A 19,760-nucleotide genomic window follows, 5' to 3' on the forward strand; every position below is an offset into this window, starting at 1 on the left:
TTATGCCTCCATATTTTTTAGTGTACCTCTTCCAAAAATATCAGGCATTTCCAAAACTATACTTTCCCATGGTGCTGCATGATGAAAGCGCAAAGAAGTCACCCCAATATCCATACACGCTTCGTCTATTAATTTATCTTTTTTCTGTTCCATTAAGGAATCATGATGTGGACCATCCACAAAAACAAATACATTATTTTGCCCATTGTATGTATAGATAAAATCAGGTCTGGCATTTATTTCTGGAATAAATTTTTGCGCTTTATTTGGTAAATTAAAGCTATTATCATAAAGCCATTGTACAAATTTCTTTTCAAGTTCACTTTCACAGGCTTTTAATAGTTTATCGAGCTGAGTTTTTGAATCTTCTCCTGCGACAGTCAATGTTTCTTTATGTGACTTTGTTAGATCAAATAAATAACTGCGAATTAATTTTCGATTGAGTATCGCGTGATCTTGTTGATTGGAGTAGCCCATAAGACATTTATAGCAAGCAGAAATACAATATCTACTGTCCGTAGGATCCAATATATCTTCACCTGTATCAGGATCATAATGACACAGTTTTAATGCCTCTTTAGCAACCTGCTGCATGCGTCTTTCATCTAAAGAAATTTTACGTAACGCTCCTGCACCACCTTCTGCAGCTTCATAGAAGAGAATTCCATGGGGCGCAATTTGATTCGGTAAAGTCTCCGCAGATAATTCACTTTCAGCTAATTGAGCGACAATTTGGATAGAGGATTTGAGTGCTGCTTGAAATGATGCTATAAATTCTTTCGAATTATCTGGGAAATTATCGAGATAAAGTGCATTTTTTCTATCTTCGACATAAGGAACGATGAGTTCTTTAGTTTCAAAATCACTTTCACTGCCTTCTCCAGGCGCTCTTTCCCAGCGCCCAGTATTTTTATCTAATAAAAATCCTCTGAGTGAGTCTTCATCACTCCGCTTTTTCAACCAACCCTCATTCATGCGCCAAAGCGTTGCGCCTGGCCCATAATGACACGAAAAAAGGATTTCTTTTTCTTCACTTAAAATATTCATTTTTTCTACAATTTTTTCATGCCCTCTCTCAGCAAATCGGAATAGAGAACGTACTTTATAACCATAGCGTGTGCGCTCTTCCTCATCGGCTGAAATCCGATCCACTTTGTGGGTAGAAACATTTTGCATTTGAAAACAATGATCGATGGATTCCAAAGAGTTTGAATAACAATTTTCACAGATATCATAAGTTTTTTCATGTGAAATTATATGCAAATAACCACAATTGTTACAGCATAAGGATTTCTGCGTTAAAATATTGCCATCTACATTACGTTGTGGAAGGATCACTTTGCTTATTTTATAACGAGAACCGTTGTGATAAATCAACGACTGCGGACCAAACTCAGACAGCGCAATAAACCTTGGCCTAGCAAGATATTCTGGCTTTTCTTGATTGTATCTACTTTTAAAATAAGCAAAACCTTTTAAACCAGGAATAAATGCAGATAAAGGCAAGCGCGGAAAATTATAACCAGGGAGAAAACCTTCACTCGCTAAGTAACGATAAGGATAAAAATCGGCTGATGTTTTTTCTCGGTCATCGCCTCTTAAATATTCAATTTGTGCTTTTGCCTCTTCTATTTCTCGATCTGCCCGTATTCTATCTTCTTTACTAGCAGCATTTGAGTTGCTTATTTTTTGCGCTTTATCTCTTTGATTTAAAGCAGACTTAAATAATAAACGCCAGCGATCAAAGGCTAAGTCAAATTGCATATAAGCATTTTTAATTGTCTCATCAAGCCATTTAGGATTTTTCCTGTACCACTCAGCTTCTTGCAATTCAGGAATAGCATCTAAAACTTTACGTGCTGCTAGCAAGGCAATATTATTTGTATTGATATCTTTTAATTTAGTTACTTTATCTTCCTTGATAAATGTATTATCTGGTTTTTCATCATTGAGATCGATCACATCAGTCATTTTCGAACCTAAACGGACACCAGCGGAAGCAAGCCAGATAGCATGTACGTGAGAACGAATAAGATCTTCGTTGCTTAAATCAAGGGGGGGAGGCTTTACACTGCCGGCAACCATGTCTTGTGCATTTCTAAAAAAATATTGATCATGACTGTTACCTGAAGAACAATAGGTATACACAAAAGCGGCTTGTCCTCCTCTTCCAGCGCGCCCACTTCTCTGTGCATAATTCGCAGGAGTGGGTGGTACATTACGCATATTAACCACATTTAATGAGCTAATATCTACGCCTAATTCCATTGTAGGAGAACAACAAAGCAGTTGTAAATCACCATTTCTAAATAGAGCTTCGCGTTCTTCACGATCTGAATCGGGAACCTGCGCCGTGTGCTCTGCAGCTCTTAAATATTTTGTCAGCACAATAGGCTCTTGATATAAGTTAACAAAAAAAGCAAGGGATATTTCATTTTCTTTTTTAGGTGTGATTTCTCCTTTTTTCCAACATATATCGGATAATTTAAGGCGAACTCCCAATGGAACTCCCGGCTTTCTATGCGGTGGTAGCGCAATTCCACAAGCTATCAAGCAGCCAAATAAATAAGGAATAAAAGCTTGAACTTTATTTCTTGTAACCTTTTCATCTGGATATATTTTTATCAATTCAGTCCGAATTTTTCTGCCAAAAACTGAATAGGCAGAAAGGGAAATACGTGACGAAGACTCTTCACTCAAGGGGCCAGGCCAAGCGTATTTACAATGATCAACATTCTTTTTACGTTCTATTTGCCAAAGTTCTGATAATTCTTCTTCTATCCTACGCTCAATATGAATTAATGACTCATCTTCCAAAAATTTACTTTCAATACATAAATTTTTCCTGAGTCTTGTCGCGAGATCTTCTAAAAATTCATACAATACTTTCTCATTCAATGAGATAAATATATTTTGTCCCCAAATTCGATCTTCTTCTTTTTTTACTAACAGTAAAACTTCTTCAAAATAATTCCGTGTCACTTCCAGAGTTGAATTTTTTACACTCTCAAGCTCAGCTTTTTCTCTAAAGCACGCTTCTAATAGAGGGAATGTGATTCTCAACATGTCTGTGCGGTCTAGACTTGGCAAAGTGATTCGCCAATCTTCTGCACTTAAGTCTAGCAAAGCTCTATAGACAAGTAATTCTTTCAAAGCATCTTTTGCTTTTCTTCTCTGAGCAAAACTTGGATTCTGCGAGTTTTCTCGCATGTAGTCCTGCGGTTCTAGTGAAGACATTTCAAATGCATTGAAGAGTGCTTCTGCTAAATGATCGAATTGAATTCCCGAAGGAGGAGCCACTTTCAGCGCTTGCCACAAAGCGCGGCGGATCTGCACAGTATCAATAAAGTCGTTGAAATGGCCCGATTGCAAAGAAGCATCTTGGCGATTGTCTGTGAAACTCATAAGTTTTTTTGCTTTGTCATCAATTCCTTCACTCGCACGCAAAGAATTGATCACAGATAAAGCAAGGACAGTGGTCGAGGTGCTACGCCCTTCTGTTCCTAAAGTAGCAAGACGCCAAAAGTCCTTCCCACGCGCATTGTCCGTGAAAAAATCGCATTCTAAACAATAGCGGAAAGGTCGAGAAAAATAAGCTGCTATATGAGAATTGTCTTGCTTATTTTCATAAATATCACCTTCATCACTTAAATAAATTATCTTGGGCACATGCTCTTTGTGCGATGTTCCTAATTTTATTTCGCCTTTGCTATTTTCTTCCCACCAGGCATCGGGTAAGTTTTCATAGATAAAATTCTTAAAATCATTCGTTGAAATATTTTTGTCTGTATGCATATAAACAAAACCTGATTCGCCATTTTTATCACTTTCGTCGGAGAGATCGTGACGGGGCTCTAAGTGAGGTGTAGTTTTATGCAATGAATTTGCAAAGCGTTTGACCGAAAAATAGTCTGCACCGCATTGCCGACAAAATGCAACAGGAAATAATATTTTATTTTTTTTATTTCCATTTTCATTTGGATCAAGCGGAGCATATCTAGTTATTTCTAAACTAAAATAAGATCTATCTAAACTGGTGTAAAGATTGCCACCACGCGTGATAAATTGATGCAATTTAAATGGAAATAAAGCACGATTGTTTTCCCCCGTTAAAGAAACAGCTCTTAAAATATTTTTTAAAGCTTTTACACATGTCTCTTCTGTTAAAGAACAAAGTTCTTTTAATTCCAAAGAAATACCATTTTTTCCATCTAAAGGTCTCGGTTTAGAACGAATTAATTGCTTAGATTTTTCGTCATATTGAACTCCCAGTTTCGACTCAAGCCAAGAACATAAGGGGTCTGATTTAAGGGATTCTAAGGTATGACTGTCTAAATTTTTTGACCATTTTTTTGTACTTTTTTGTAAGCTTAATTTTTCTGAATCACTGCTAAACTGCAATTCTTCTGTATGTCTCTCTAATGTTTCTCCGATCACATTCTTCGGTAATATATTGACTCCAAAAATTTTGGATGCACATTCTGCCACTTCTTTTTTAGGATCGCTACTGTCTTCAGCTGCGATAGTAGCAGAAGTTCCTACACAAATAATATTTTTAGATCCACTCCGTTCTTTGAGTCGGCGGATGAGCAAAGCAACATCACTGCCTTGCCGTCCTCGGTATGTGTGCAATTCATCAAAAACCAAATAATGAAGATCATGAGTTAGATCAAATATTTTTTGATCTTCTAGCCTTGTTAACATAAGTTCAAGCATCATATAATTTGTAATTAATATATGCGGTGGCTCCCTTCTTAATTTCTCTCTTTCTTCTTCTTTATCCTGTCCAGTGTAACGAGCGATTTGAATGGGCACATCTTCTTTTGCAAAACCGTAGTTAATATATTTTAATAATTCTTCTTGTTGACTGTTGGCGAGCGCATTCATCGGGTAAACAATAATAGCTTGTATACCCATATTTGTTTTTTTTCTTTTTAAAATATCATTTACGATTGGAATAATAAAAGTTAAACTTTTTCCCGACCCCGTACCTGTTGTAACAACATAATTTTCATTTTTTAATGCACACTCTAAAGCCTCTACTTGATGCGTATATAAATCCAAAGGTTTACAGTTTACTAAATTTAAATTATCTTTTTGTTTATTGGCTAAAAATATTTTTTCACAGATTGGGTGCAATTTATTTTGCTGAACAAGCTCAGTGATATTGGCTTTTCTTTTAAAGCCTGGATTCAATTGCACCAAAGGAGATGGCCAAAATGCACCTTTTTGCAGTTCTTCTTGTACAAATAAATCCATCTGTTTATTTTTAATGCCGAAAAAACTTGTAACTAATTTTTTATAATCACTGATAACTTTATCACGTAATGAAAAAACATCAAAAAATGACATAATATTTAGAACTCCAAATCAAAAACAGTCAGAGCTTCATCAAGCTCCTCAGCAATTATTTCAACAGGCTTAAATTCTTTTTGGGTAAAAAAACGTTCCACAGGTTTCCAAAATTCTTTTTCATTCAATACATCTAATAATGGAGTCGGCTGTCCTTCATAGAGAGCTAAAAATTTTTCTTGTGCTCGGGTGATAGCTACATACATAAGACGACGGTTGTCGATATCATCAGGCCAATATTTATTATTTGCATCGGCTATAATAATAGAATCAAATTCAAGACCTTTTATCTGATGAATATTTGTGACAGTAACACCTTTGCGAAACTCAAAAGACTCACGTTCACTTTGTCGCACTTCAATTTTTTTAAATTTTAAGAGCGACTGAAGATCATTTTTTAAAGCTTCAATCATTTGCTTATCGTGTAAAACAACACAAATATGCGCATGGGGTGCTTCTTCTATCCGCTTTAAAATAAAATGTGTAATTTGTTCCTTCAATTTAAAATAGGATTGAACAGAAATTATTTGTGGATAAGCTCCTTGTCTTCCTTGTAGAATTTTTTCGGAACCTATCACAGAATCGGCAAGCCACATGATTGGGAGAGTCGAACGGTGTCCGACTTCCAATCTTGTTACTTTTGCATTCCCGAAATTTAATTGTTTTGCAATTTCATCCCAACCAATAAATTCTTTTTCTGGAAATATTTTTTGATTGGTATCGCCAACTATAGTAACACCGGTGCGAGAGTTAACAGACTCCAGGAGAACCAATAATTGCATCGCTCCAAAATCTTGCGCTTCATCGATGACCAAGTGATCGAATTTAAAAATAGTTTCACCTAACAAACCATAGGGCAAACCACCACGTTTGAGTTGAACAAGTCGCAATAAAAGTGCATAGTCATCGTACTCTACATATTTACCGACTTTTGCACTGCTAGCCTTACCTTCGCTTTGTATTATTTTTTGTCTTTGTCCTATTTTTTTAGCTTTTTCTTCTGTCAAACCAGGAATGCATTTCATCAACCATTCCCAATGGCTTAATAAACTCAACAGTTCTTCTTTATACAAAATAGATTTTTCATAAACATTTTGCAGGAGTATTTCGATTTGCTCCAAACGTTTTTTTTCATACTCATCTTCTTCTTTTAATATGAGTCTTTTTATTTCTTGTCTGAATTCGATTATATCTTGCACATAGGCTGTTTCACTGCGCTTATATTTAAATCGAATATTATCTGTATCGTACGTAGGAATTTTACTTTCGATAAAATCCCAAGTTTTTTTAGCTTGCGCCTTTACATAAACTTCCATCAATTGAGAAATACCTGCATGGGATTTTATCATCACCAATTTTTCATTGTCTTTAAAAGAATATTTATCAAATAATTTTTTTAAATTTTTCCCGGAAATGGTTTCTAATTGGCCTTTATAAACGCTTTCCAAAGCTGAGATTGCCCAGGAATGAAAGGTATTGATTTCAATTTTATCTTCTAAGTTCAAAGATCTTATACTTTGTTTCACAAAACTCTGCAGAGATTTATTGAACATCACAACTAAAACTTTAGTTTTTTTATTGATCCCGTGTTCTTCATTTTCATCCCATAACAACCAAGACACTCTATGCAGAGCTACTGAAGTTTTTCCCGAACCCGCACGCCCTTGAATGATCAGGGGTTCAGATGTTTTTTGCGTAATCAGTTCGTATTGTTCAGGTGTAAGTAAGGAAATGAGATCGGGTAAGCCTTCTTGTTGTGACTGTTTAACAACTTGAGTTATTTTTTCATTCTCATCTTTGCTTTGGGTATTGTTTAGGTCAACAAAGGAGCCATCATCAAGACGAACAATTTTTGCGGTGCCATTTAAATCACTCCATTCGAGGGATTTTAAATAACCCGAATATCCCTCGGCCGCGGCAAAAGCTGTTACGGCACCTTGTATACTGCGAAAAGGAGGTTCGAGCTCAATTTCTTCACCAATATTCAATTTTTGATAATAAAACTTCGCAACAGGATGCCGCCAATCGACTATTTTTTCTTCTTTGTTTGCCACTGCCCCAATGCGAAATTCAAAATCTTCTTTTTTATTTTTAAAAGAAACATAAGCATGCCAAGGCGTGTCCAACTCTAATTTCGGGGCTAAAACTTGAAACTCTTCGTTCACACGTTCTGCAATTTTAATTGGTTCTTTTTCATTCGCTAAGCTCATATTCTTTTTCCTTTACATGTTTATCCTTTTTTCTCTCTGTTCCCTTAATCTCTTCATCTAAGTCAAAATAGGCAAATGATTTTTTAATTTCTTTTCCTAATAACAGCTGCTGTTCTTCTTCTTTTTTTCGTTCATTGTTTAGCAGTGAAAGGCGTTCGAGAATCTGTTCCCGCGCTGCAGGAGATGGGGTATAGCGAAATTCACCCTTTTCTAAATATTTACCTGCATCCTGTCCTTCATAAAAATCCATGCAGAGCTCAATGTCTTGCCATTGATAAGCAGCAAGCACCGCTTCATTTATCTGTTTGTGCAGATTGCGTAAGGCATAAATATCATCAAAAGGTGGATTTTGTTTGTCTATTTCTTCGCTATTCGATAATTTCTGGTTGTGAAATAAATTATAAACTTTGGTCAAACCAATATTACGCTCAAGACAAATACTTTTTCGCTGGGCAAGGTATTTTTCTCCCAGAGAATTTAGCATCTGCAATTGCTCCCGACTTGGGCGCGGAAAGGGAAAGGTTTCGAAGCAGGATGAAGGTGAATAAGTTCTTGTTTTACCTAAAGTGCTACAATTTTTATCCATCCATAATTCATGAAAGTGACTTTGTAAAATAATATAAATTGATCTAATATTTGTTCCTAATACTACAATTTTATCAGAAAATACTTGCTTAGAATTAATTATAGTTGGACAACAATGCGCTGATACCCTGGCAATGGCAAAAGTTTCACTTTGAATATTTAAATAATTATATAATCCCTTTGCGGAACTTGCATATTTCCACCAATATTTTCCTCTATTATCCGCTATTGTATTTTTTCCAATATTTTCTTCTCTTTCAGGTTTTACTAACTTCTCAACTCTGTTTATTGCGGATGGGTAATCTGCAGCAACAGAGCCAGTATAGTTTGGGGCAGCAATTCCAAAGAAAATTGAATTATTTTCACCATTAATATGTTTTCTTTCATTTACTAATGATTTTGATATTTGATCCCACTCTTTATTCCCTGCTCTTCTTAAAGGCCAATCAAAAAAATTTATCACATATCTACTAGCTTCTTGCGCTGGACTGGTATTTAAGTCATCACCTGTAATATAAGGAAATAAAATATCATTAGGATTTTTGTTTTCATTGACTAAGTTTTCTTGCATTATTTTTAATTCAGTCTTTGGCTCTAAAGTAAAACCTCTGCCAAGAATAAAACTGCCTTGAAATGACTCTTCAGCATTTTCAACTAAAACAAAAATATTTCCACTTTTTCTTTCTGACAGTTCCTCATTTATAATATGAGTTTTTATCCCATTAATTGTCTTTTGCGCATGATCTTTTTCCTTCGCAATATGCACCACACTCACCTGTAAAGAAGCCATCCCTTCCCAGGGAGTCGAAGTGATTGCGTTAGTTATAATACCTCTCCACTTACAGACAATCGGTGTTAAACTTGCATCTTTAGTATAACCTTGAGCAATTGTACTCGTTGCAATAAAACCTAAATTGCCATTTAATTTTAAACTCATAAAGTAACGGGTAAAAAAATACGCGCAAAGATCTGTAGTGACGTTCGAATTTCTATTTTGCACCTTTAGAAAATTTAAATATTTATTGCCTAAGTTTGAACTAATTCTAGATCCCCCCAAAAAAGGGGGATTGCCAAGCACGCAGTGGAAACCACCGTCTTTAAAAACTTCGGGCCACTCGAGTTCCAGGTGAAAAAAGTTGTAAATATCGGCTAGTCTTTTGGTCTCGGCGAGTTTTTCAGGGTGTAAATTTTCGTTGTTGTGCAAATCTGCAAGGGTGGGCGCGACGCTGTTCCCTGCCTGATACTGCCAAAAAAAGGCTGCGCACCAAAGATCAGCCCGTAGTTTTTCGAGCAAGTATTGCTTTTCTTGCTTGAGTTTTAAGAATTCTTTTTCGCGGGAAATACGACTTTTGGCATCTTCCACGTCTGTTTCCGACAATTGATTAAAGGCCTCAGCTAAGTCTTCACTTGCTATGCCCATAAAGGGTTCAACCCCACTTTTGAGCTGCTTTTTATTTAAATCCCGTGCATTATTGGCAATGGTTTTGTTGTCCGCCAAGTAAGAAAGTCCACGCTGCGCAGGGTCTTTGAATTCAGGCTGCGCGGTATAAGCTGCGTTTGGAATATGGCTTGGCCACAGTTCGTAGGCAAGCCCGCGGATTTCTTTTTCCAGTTGTTTCTTTATTTTTAATTTTGCTTCCCGCTCTTTTTCAGGCAAATGGAATGAGTTGCCTAAGGCCGCTATCAACTTCTCCCGCTCTTTTTCGCGCTTGGCGATTTCTTCGCTCAATTCTTTTTGTATGGCAGCGCACATACTCTTGGTTGGCACACCGAGCAGGGCATCGCCCACGCGAATGTGGTGTTCTAAGAAAGTCAGCGGTTTGCCTGCTTCCATGGACTCCATCCAGAGCGCCACGCGGCACAGGTCGATCGCCATGGGGTTCACGTCCAAGCCATAAATGCATTTGCGAATGACTTCTCTTACGGCCATGCGTAAATCAAGCGGTGGCGGGGAATCATCGCCGGTGCGGAGTTTCGCAATTTCAAGGCCAAGCCGATGGGCGGCAGCCACTAAAAAATGCCCACTGCCGCAGGCGGGATCCAAAATCCTGAGTTTAAACAATTCTTTTTCTTTGTCTTTCGCCGTTTTTCCTTTTTCGAGGGCATCTTCAATCGAAGCTTTTAAAGCAAAATCGAGGACGGAATTTAATATGCGTGTAGGCGTATAGTGCGCTCCTGTTACTTTACGTTCGTCGGTAAACTCTTCATTGTTTTGTGCGCCGATAGAAACCCGCTTCAATTCAAAATTAATATTGGGGATTAAAGGTAACAAACTCTCATACACACCACCAAGTTCTTCGGCACCTAAATGTCCCCAATTGACTCTCTGCTTTGTTCCTTTATCATCTTCGGTGAAACAGAGTGAGCGGAGTGAATTTAAAAAATATTCATTACTGACATTCGCATCGTTTAAAAAACTGGTTGCTTCATTTGAAAATAAAAATCCTCCGAGTGCCGGTAAAGCAAGACTCGTCAAACCCTCTTCGCTACCTAAGGCTTGGGTAATGAGCTTAAAAGAAAGCCACAGGTCAAAGTGCGCGCTGCCCGTTTGCCCATTGGTGGCAAAAATGCGCAAGCGTTCGGTTGAATAATATTTTTTATACAGTTCTCTCGCTTTATTTGCTGCTTTTGGCCCATGCAATAAATTGCGATCTTCTGCAACAAATAAAAAAACCAAGCGATAAATCCAGCGTAACGATTGCCGATAGAATTCTTGTTTTGTGCATTCACCTGATTCTAATTGTGCACGAAGTCTTTCTCCAGCTTCAGAATAGTCAGAGATAAAACCAGACGCCAAGTACTCAATAGCTTTGCTCACCCCAATTTTAAGTTTATCGAGGGCGCGAATGCCGCTTTCCATTGCTTTTTTATGCCAGAGCTCAATTATAATTTCTTTTGATTTCTCTTTTTTTAATAAAAAAACGCTCTTGTGACATAGTAAATATAATTTTTCAAAACTGGCAATGTCGTTCTCAGAGAAAATAAAATCACAGTCGAATTCTATATAGGATTGTCTTGTTAAGCTCGCAGTATCTCTTAAGAGGCGAATGGATTTCCCATTGGAGATAACCCCCCAAAGATGTTCCGAAGCCGCATTTAAATACTCTTGCATAAGCGAATGCGCTGTTACTTTACGTTCCACAAGCGAGTTTTCATTTGCACTTTCGCGCAATATAGAAAAATTACGCTGGGAGTCGAAATCTTCCCACACACTGGTAAACAACAATGGAATTTGATTGTCTTCAATATAATCTAATTTATATGAGTTGGAGTTCAGTTTTTTTTCTATCCCTAAGGAATTTGGAATGGAATAACCTAATTCAGAAAATAATTCACTTAAAAATTCGATTTTGGTTTTTAAGCGCTCATGATCCAATTCATCTTTATTCCAATCTTTATGACTCAATTGCTTTTCTTCTTGTCTTAGTTTCGACCAAGCATTCCATTTGAGTAAAAGTTCGTTCCAAGATCTGTGAATTTTTTCTTTTAAGCTCTCTGCCCCAGTTAATGAATAAAGTTCACGTTTTATTTTCTGCTCTATATTTCTTTCAGTTAGACTTTCAATAAAATCACGATGAAATAAAGCACCCTCTAAATGAATTGCTGAATTTTTATTTATCATATTTTAATTCCAATTTACAACAGGAAGAAAGACATAGACTCCTAAGACATCGGGTACACCCACACACTCAACCCGCACACGTCGGATAGTTCCCTGTGTGCGCACACGTCTATGTGTTTCTAAAATATCGATCATTCTTTTTTCTTTTTGCCACAAGGATAATTCATTGCATAAATGAGAAGCTGCTTCTAGAATTGGTTTTAAAAAACGATCCCTTTCTGCCACGGTTACGTTGGCATCGGGTTGAGCTTTACTTAAAATAAGTTCAGCACTTTCACCCATAGTTATTTGATCCTGGGAAAAATCAGTAGGAGAACCTTCAAACAGAATGGGCAATATTTCTTCGACAAGCGAGGACTCTTCCTCTTTTTCTTCTCTTAATAAGTAACGAAACCGGCCTAAAAGAACCGATGTTCTTTTACTCACAACTTTAGTGCGCATAACCCCAGCTCTTGCCGCAACTTTTAAAGGGTGATTTTTAATTAAGCCATCAAGCGAGGTTTCAAGCACTGTTCTAGCAATGTCTTCCACTTCCGGTGAGGTGCGTAAAACAAGTTTATCGATTTCTGCAAGACAGTTTGGATCGAAACTCAGTTTGAAGGAATAGTCTTTTTTATTCAGAGAACCCAGTCTATTTTTTAACTGCAAATCTGGGATTTGTGCTTCTATATAATTATCTTTTTTAACATAATGACCGCGCGTGCGCTCTATTAAAGTTAAGATAAATCTTTCAACATCTTCTTGACTGCCTAAGGATTGCTTCATGGCATCAAGTTCTTTTTTTACATCATCGACAGTGACTTTACTGTGACTATAAAATGTTCTTGAAGTTTTTTGATATTCTTCTTTTACTTTATCTATTTTTGTTTCCAGTTTTTTCAAACGAAAGGCTTTTTCATTTGCCTCGAAACTTGCTGAGGTGTCATCGAATAATAATATTTGCTGAGATTCTTCTTTTTTTGTTTCTTTAACTTTTAAAGCCAATTGTAATATTTCTTCGCCGATATCTGTAATAGGTAAATGCACTCCGAGTGCGTTGCGAATTTGTCTTTGCTTTTCATGCAAAATTCTTAAAAATATTTCTTCAATTGGATGGTCTTTACCGATTAAAGTAAATATATGCACTTCTGGAGATTTCTGCAGCAATCTATCCACACGCCCTTCTCGTTGTTCATGCCGATTGGGATTCCAAGCAAAGTCATAATGAATAACTGTGTCAAAGAGCTCCTGTAAATTGACCCCCTCACTTAAACAGTCCGTACAAATAAGTATCCTTTGTCCGATATGCTCTTGAAAATCTTTCAGCACCATCTGTCGCTCTTCAGGTGAATTTTTTCCTGTTAAGGTGCGAATTTCGAGTTTGCTTTTTTGAGTGAAGGGTTGAATATTCTCATCTATTACCAATTCGTCGTATATGTATCTTGCTGTATCAATAAATCGACAGAATATAACAATATTTCTTTTTTTCCCTAAGCATTTCTTAATGAGGATTTCATGGATTAAATTCTGTAATTTTGGATCTTTCTTCCCAGTCAACGATTTTAAGGTTAAAGCAAGCTCTCTTTGCTTTGGACTGAGCTGCGAAAAGACAAATTCTTCCTCTTCTTCAATTGTTCTTTCAAGCGAATCTATCTTTTTTTCTTCAAGCTCAACAGTTTCTTTTTTCTTGCGCCCTCTTTTTTTCGCCTCTGGTTCTTTCGTTGCTGTTAGTTCAATTTGCGCTTTTTTCTTTGTTTTATTTTCTTCAAAATCAAGTTGAATGTTATTTATGAAATCTATTTCTTCATTTTCAAAAGAAACTCCAGGAACTTCTTCATCTGATAAAAAATAACTTTCATCTTCGCTGTCATCATTTTCATTCTGCTCGTAACTTATACTGCCGAATATATCTCTGTGGGCTTGCTTTTTTAATTCCTCTGCATTTTTTGCATTTTTCAATGCCGATCTTCTACAGAGTGATAGGTATGCTGCTTTCGGACTCGAGGTGAGAGCTAAGACAAGTGTAAATGCAGACCACCACTGCGCCTGCCTCCACTTGTTAGAATTTTCACCCACGTTTTCTTCTTGCAGTTGGGTGGCTTCAGCTAAAATAGAAGTACAAAGATCGATATTTAATTTAGGTAAATTATATGTAACATTATTGCGTATTCTCTCGGGAAATAAATTATCACCTAAAAATTTCTTAATATCTGGCCGTCTTCTCTGGACAAAATAATTGGCTAATTCTTCGCGCAGTTTTTCATTTTCACTTCCCGACATATTTTCAGGTAATTTTTCTGCTAATTTTGGATTTAATATTGAAATAAGCGATCGAAAAGCTTGATTTTTTCCACTGTGAGGAGTTGCAGTAAGTAATAAAATATTTTTCTTCGGATTTTTTGCAACATCAGACAGCAATTTATGCCTCAATTGTTGGGTTTTACCCACCGCAGAGTCAGCGCATTCGTGAGCTTCATCCACCACCAAAAGATCGGGGCATTTAGCATAAAACTCATTTCTGTTCCGTTCGCTTTTAATAAAATCTATGCTCACAACTGTAAAAGGATATTCATCAAATATTCCTTTTCCTGGAGAACAATTTTTCTCTAGCGTTACAGCTTTTTTTGCTGTGACTTCAACTGCCTCAATATGAAATTTATCATTAAGTTCCTTTGTCCACTGACTCACTAAATGAGCTGGACATAAAACTGCAAAACGTTTTACTTCATGCCTGTCGATCAATTCTCGGACAATAAGCATGGCTTCAATGGTTTTACCAACTCCAACATCATCTGCAATTAAGAGTCTTATTGCTTCGCTTTCTTGTCTCAGGGCAAGGATAAGTGGCACCAATTGATAAGCTCTTGGTTCGACAGAAATGCGCCCGAAGGAGCGAAAGGGACCGACGCCCGTGCGGATTGAAAGTCTTGCAGCATCTCTTAGCAAACGTGCAGAAGAAGCATCGCCTGCTTCTGCTAACGATGGAAATGGAAATTCAGCGGGCTCTATCTTTTCAATTTTTGTTAATATTCCGGTTTCTTCATTTCCTTCTCTACCTGCTAAAGGTCTAAGTAAACAGAGTTCGGAAGAACTGCCAGGGAGGACTGTCCACTCCCTCCCTCTTGCACGCACCAAAGAGCCAGGTGAAAAATGATGATCCATGAAATGCCCTTTACAAAAGTATAAAATAAAATTCTCAATGAAAAAAAATGTGACAGGCATGAACTTAACAAATATTTTTTTTATTGTGAAACAATTATTATACTTATTTTATTGGAATAAAACCATATTTTTACATGATTATTAATTAGGCTACCATTTACAAAATAGATTATAATAAATAGCTTCTTCTTATTTTTATAACTTACTATAATTATATTTATTTTTATATATATTACAATTTTTTACAAATACATTGTCTTCAAAACTAGATATTAAAATTTTTTACGATTCAAGTGCCACATGAGAAAGTCAATCCTGCTAAATATGCAGGTTCTATTCTTTTAAATATTTTATGCATTAAATTTATGCAAAATAAATACACACAAATCCATTTTGCATTATTTATTTTTTTTTAGTAAATTATTATATTTTAAGTTTTGTTTTTAAAAAAAAATAAAACTTAAAATTAAATGCTAAATCTTAATATATAAGGAATATTTATGATACTTTTAAAAGCAATTCAGAAAAATTTTTGTCATTTAATTAAGCTCTCATTAGTTTATATTGCAACCATCTCAACCCAAGCGCATAGCTCATTGACTTATTGCTCCACATTATGTGGTTTGCTTGATACCACTGTACGAAGCACAAGTCCTGATGAAGCAAGAGTTTATTGCTCTTCAGCAAATAAAGAATGGGCATATTTAGGAAACGGGAACGTTAAAGTTACTGGTACTTGGAAACAGCAAAAAGTTAGAAATTTTTACAAAATATATTTCATTATAGACGGGGGAGAAAGTACTATCTTCCAGTTACAAAGAGCTTGTAAAAATGAATTTGGTGAAGATTTTATTTTTGCACAACCTGACAATCCACGAACGAATTCTTGGCATACCTTTGCAATTAATGATAATATAATGGCTCTAGGTCATTATTTATTACAATTAAGCTCTCCAGGACGATTATAATTATTATTAAAAATTAATTTACTGAGCTAAACAATAATTACATAAATTTTATATCAAAAAAACTTTAATTTATTAACCGATTTATTGAGTGAAAAATAGAATCGGAATCAATATTAGATTCCTTTTGATGAAAAGATTGAGAACCATATTTGCCAGAAGGGTAGCCTTTAGCACATAAGTGAATAAATTTTTCCAAATGTATATTTCTTTTACAAAGTTCATATGCAATCATCGTCGCTGCTGAACCGTGTTCTAAATGCTCTTCTACTATAAGTAATTTGCGAGTTCTCAGTACATCATGAATAAAATTTTCATCTAATATATTTTCACCATTTGATAATTTTGATAATAGCCAAACTGAGCAAGAAAAATTGTTATTTTCTAATTTTAAATACTCACTCACAATTGGCCCAATAAAAAGAAGTGTTGCATTCTCGCCCTGAAACAAATTACGCCAAGATGAAAATGGTTTTACTTTAAAAGACTTCGGTTTTTTATCAACACCCAAACGCAAATAAGCAGGCTTTTTAGTCTCAAATAATAAATTTATTATGCTGCTTAAATCCTCATCAAAGGCTGGAATATATACATTCATTGCATTCAGACCAAGCAATGCTCCATAATCGTCAATAGCATGATGGGTTGGCCCCATAATTCCATAACCATACCCACCACCATTTCCGACTAAAACGACTGGTAATTCATGCAAGCATATGTCATTGCGAATTTGTTCAAAAGGGCGTGCATAGACAAACGGAGCAATGCTATAGACCCATGGTTTCAATCCAGATTGTGCGAGTCCAGCCGCAACCGAAATCATATTTTGTTCCGCCACTCCTGCATTGATAAATCTTTCACCTAAAGATTCTTTAAGTGGCTCTAAAGCCATAAATCCTAAATCACCTGTTAAAAAAATAAAATTTTTATCACTACTTTTCAATAATAGATTTTGAGTGAGCTCATTTCTCATATTATTCCACTCATCCTTTACTTTTTCTTATATGCAAGAGCATAAAAATTTCCTGCAGGGATTTTGATAATTATTTTCTTTAATAGAGGAGAAAAAATCTTATTCAGTAACATTTTCTTAAATGCAAGCGGCATAGGAAAAAGTTTAATCCAATAATAAAGAGGATATGAATTAAAAATTGGCTGGATACTTATATTTTCATATCCACATTTAGTTAATAAAACATGCATTCCTTTTGGAGAAAAAAGCTGCATATGTTCTATATCAAAAATTGGTGATTTTAGACCTAATATTTTGGTGCTAAATGCTTTATAATTATGACAAACCGTATAAAAACATCCTCCTGGTCTTAAAATCTCATGAATCGATTCTACAAATTCTGTGGGCTTTTCTAAATGCTCTAATGTTTGAAAGCATGTTATTAAATCAAATGTATCTTTTGCAAAGGATTCCTTCTTAAAAAAAGAGTGAATAATATTTTGCTTCACTCTGGGACGTGCCGCATTAATGGCTGCCGTAGAGGGTTCTATCCCTTTTACTTCTTTGAATCCAAAATCTAATAAACGCTCAAGAAACGAGCCTTCCCCTGTCCCAATATCGAGTGCAGAGTTAATTTGTTTTATTTCATTCGATATTGTGGGTAAGAGTTTAGCATATGTGAGACTTGCCCGATCTGCTTCTTCTTTACTATCAAAAGCAGCTTCATGATAAGTATGTGCAATATAATTACTTTCAGGAATAGGACTCGAATACAAGACATGGCAGCAATGACAATGGTGAATTCGATAGTGCATGTATTCAGGTGTTTTTCTGGAGGCAAATGCATACTCCCCAAGCTTACTAAAATCAAAATTTTCAGGTGCCCAAACTCTTGATTCCGAATCTACAAAACAGATTGGACAAGCACGATCTAAAAATTTCATAAATAATCCTTCGATATATATTTATTCACTAATATTTTTAATACTTCCATTTTGAATAATTGATTTTCGTATATATTTAGGTCTTGCTTTAACTTCTTCAAATATTTTTGCAATATATTCGCCAATGAAAGCAACAGAAATTAAAATAGAAGAACCAAAAAATATTACCAATAACATAACTGTTGTTATTCCCTGAGGAGCAATTTCTGGAAATATTAATTTTAAAAATATGTGCACAAGAGATAATAATAATGATATAGAAAAAATAATGATTGAACAAAAAGTTAGGAAGCTGAGTGGGACATAGCTAAATGATAAAATCCCTTTTTTAGCCCAATTTAAATTTTTAATTAAATTATTTGTTGACTTTCCAAATGCTCTTTCCGGTCTTAAATAACAAATACCAGTTTGTTTGAAACCTACAAATGCTCTTATCCCTCGTAAAAAAACATCGCGTTCGGAAAATTTCAAAATCCAACTCACAACTTTTTTATCTATGAGGCTAAAATCTCCTGCATCTTTAGGAATATATACATATGAAAAATAACTAAAAATTCTATAAAATAATTTGTAGGCAATTTGCATGAAAAAAGAGGCTTCTCTCTTCACACGAATACCGAAAACCACATCGAAACCTTCCTTCCATTTTTCAATAAATTGAGGAATTATTTCAGGAGGATCTTGTAAATCACCATCCATCAAAATACATGAATTCATACGCGCTATTTTCATCCCACTCTGAAAAGCTGCTTGAGAACCAAAATTACGCGAATGTGTAATACCTATAACATTTGGATCTCTTGCTGATATATTTTTAATTACTTCTTCAGTATTATCAGGACTACCATCATTAACAAATATGATTTCATATTCAATATTCAATTGACTGAGAGTCTCCGTTAATCTTGCATACATCAATGGAATTGCTAAATTATCCTTATAACAAGCAATAATTATAGAAGTACTATATGCTTTATTTAGCACATATTTTTTAGATTTTTTTTCTAAGCTTTCCCAATTCTCTGAAGCTTTCAGCCAGTCAGCAGTTTTTAATAAACCTTGTTGTAAAGAAGTTTTGGGCTGCCAATTGAGTTTAAGTTTTGTTTTTTCTATATTTGCGAACCAATTCACGTTGTCCCAATGCCTACTTTCCGTATTTCCAAAAATAGGATCCGCTGGAATTGCAAATGCTGCTTTTGCTTCATATGCAATTTTTTCAATTGTCACTTCCTTGCCAAAGCCAATATTAAAGGATTCTCCATAAGAATCTTCTTCTAAATTCAATGCTGCAGATATAAAGGCATTACAGACATCATCGATATAAATAAAATCTCTTGAAATATTTTTATTTACAAATGGGGGGTATGAATTCTCAAGTGCCTTATGAACAATATTTGGAATCAAACGAGAAGGATCTTCCAAAGGACCATAAACGGAATACAATCTTAAATTTGCAATGGGGAGTTTTTTCTTTTTCCCATAAAATAATATGAGATTTGCACACGCTACTTTAGAAACAGCGTAATGACTATTTGGTAAAGGAAAATCATTTTCACAAGGCCCTGCTGAATTATCTCCATATTCAGACGAACTACCTGAATGAATATATGCAGAAAATTTGTTTTTCTCTAAATAATTTAGAATTCGAAGAGTTATTAAGAAATTTGTTTCATAAATAAGTTCAGGGTTATCTTCAAAATGATATGCTCCATAAGCAATACAATTAAAAATTGTCTGAGGCTGAATTTTTTCGAATAATTCATGTAAATTTTCATTTATTCGCAAATTAAAAATTAAAATATTTTCTTTATTTTCAACATCAGAGAGTCTCCATGGATTTTCCTTGCTAGAAGTGCCATATACATCATTTCTTAAAGCATTTATTTTTTTAAAAAGATTAGCGCCAATGAATCCACTTGCTCCTAAAATTAATATAGGTCCCCTCAATTTCATTAGATCTAACAAAATTTTTCCCCTTATTCGATTTCA

At 35.3% G+C, this 19,760-nt stretch carries 8 protein-coding genes; 1 reads left to right on the forward strand and 7 read right to left on the reverse strand.

From position 1 onward, the window contains the following. The 4 genes from H7355_RS10790 to H7355_RS10805 are packed head-to-tail and all read right to left on the reverse strand — an operon-like array spanning position 1 to position 14,910. Positions 1 to 5,352: a DEAD/DEAH box helicase gene (locus H7355_RS10790; protein ID WP_186647368.1), complete on the reverse strand. Its 5,352-nt coding sequence runs from the start codon at positions 5,350 to 5,352 to the stop codon at positions 1 to 3. 5 nt (positions 5,353 to 5,357) lie between these two features. Then, positions 5,358 to 7,562, reverse strand: a complete 2,205-nt coding sequence (locus tag H7355_RS10795; RefSeq protein WP_186647370.1) for a UvrD-helicase domain-containing protein — start codon at positions 7,560 to 7,562, stop codon at positions 5,358 to 5,360. Beyond that, a complete protein-coding gene (locus H7355_RS10800) occupies positions 7,546 to 11,769 on the reverse strand; it encodes an Eco57I restriction-modification methylase domain-containing protein (protein WP_186647372.1) in 4,224 nt (1,407 codons plus the stop codon). Before H7355_RS10800 ends, H7355_RS10795 begins: the two co-directional genes overlap by 17 nt. 3 nt (positions 11,770 to 11,772) lie before the next feature. Beyond that, positions 11,773 to 14,910 (reverse strand): helicase-related protein, encoded by a 3,138-nt coding sequence (locus tag H7355_RS10805; protein ID WP_186647374.1) that lies wholly within the window; start codon positions 14,908 to 14,910, stop codon positions 11,773 to 11,775. Between the two features lie 500 nt (positions 14,911 to 15,410). Here H7355_RS10805 and H7355_RS10810 point away from each other — a divergent pair, with 500 nt between their 5' ends. After that, positions 15,411 to 15,878: a hypothetical protein gene (locus H7355_RS10810; protein WP_186647376.1), complete on the forward strand. Its 468-nt coding sequence runs from the start codon at positions 15,411 to 15,413 to the stop codon at positions 15,876 to 15,878. 64 nt (positions 15,879 to 15,942) lie between these two features. Here H7355_RS10810 and H7355_RS10815 read toward each other — a convergent pair whose 3' ends face one another. The 3 genes from H7355_RS10815 to H7355_RS10825 are packed head-to-tail and all read right to left on the reverse strand — an operon-like array spanning position 15,943 to position 19,736. After that, positions 15,943 to 16,848 (reverse strand): transketolase, encoded by a 906-nt coding sequence (locus tag H7355_RS10815; RefSeq protein WP_186647378.1) that lies wholly within the window; start codon positions 16,846 to 16,848, stop codon positions 15,943 to 15,945. Between the two features lie 17 nt (positions 16,849 to 16,865). Continuing rightward, positions 16,866 to 17,771 (reverse strand): class I SAM-dependent methyltransferase, encoded by a 906-nt coding sequence (locus H7355_RS10820; protein ID WP_186647381.1) that lies wholly within the window; start codon positions 17,769 to 17,771, stop codon positions 16,866 to 16,868. 21 nt (positions 17,772 to 17,792) lie between these two features. Beyond that, positions 17,793 to 19,736, reverse strand: coding sequence for an NAD-dependent epimerase/dehydratase family protein (locus H7355_RS10825; protein WP_286190770.1), 1,944 nt, complete (start codon positions 19,734 to 19,736; stop codon positions 17,793 to 17,795). Positions 19,737 to 19,760 lie beyond the last annotated feature (24 nt).

This window comes from Fluviispira vulneris, assembly GCF_014281055.1.
GTDB classification, from domain to species: Bacteria; Bdellovibrionota_B; Oligoflexia; order Silvanigrellales; family Silvanigrellaceae; genus Silvanigrella; species Silvanigrella vulneris.

Coding starts and splice junctions, on each gene's coding strand:
- H7355_RS10810 (WP_186647376.1), top strand. CDS start 15,411: ATGATACTTTTAAAAGCAATTCAGAAAAATTTTTGTCATTTAATTAAG.
- H7355_RS10805 (WP_186647374.1), bottom strand. CDS start 14,910: ATGGATCATCATTTTTCACCTGGCTCTTTGGTGCGTGCAAGAGGGAGG.
- H7355_RS10795 (WP_186647370.1), bottom strand. CDS start 7,562: ATGAGCTTAGCGAATGAAAAAGAACCAATTAAAATTGCAGAACGTGTG.
- H7355_RS10800 (WP_186647372.1), bottom strand. CDS start 11,769: ATGATAAATAAAAATTCAGCAATTCATTTAGAGGGTGCTTTATTTCAT.
- H7355_RS10790 (WP_186647368.1), bottom strand. CDS start 5,352: ATGTCATTTTTTGATGTTTTTTCATTACGTGATAAAGTTATCAGTGAT.
- H7355_RS10815 (WP_186647378.1), bottom strand. CDS start 16,848: ATGAGAAATGAGCTCACTCAAAATCTATTATTGAAAAGTAGTGATAAA.
- H7355_RS10820 (WP_186647381.1), bottom strand. CDS start 17,771: ATGAAATTTTTAGATCGTGCTTGTCCAATCTGTTTTGTAGATTCGGAA.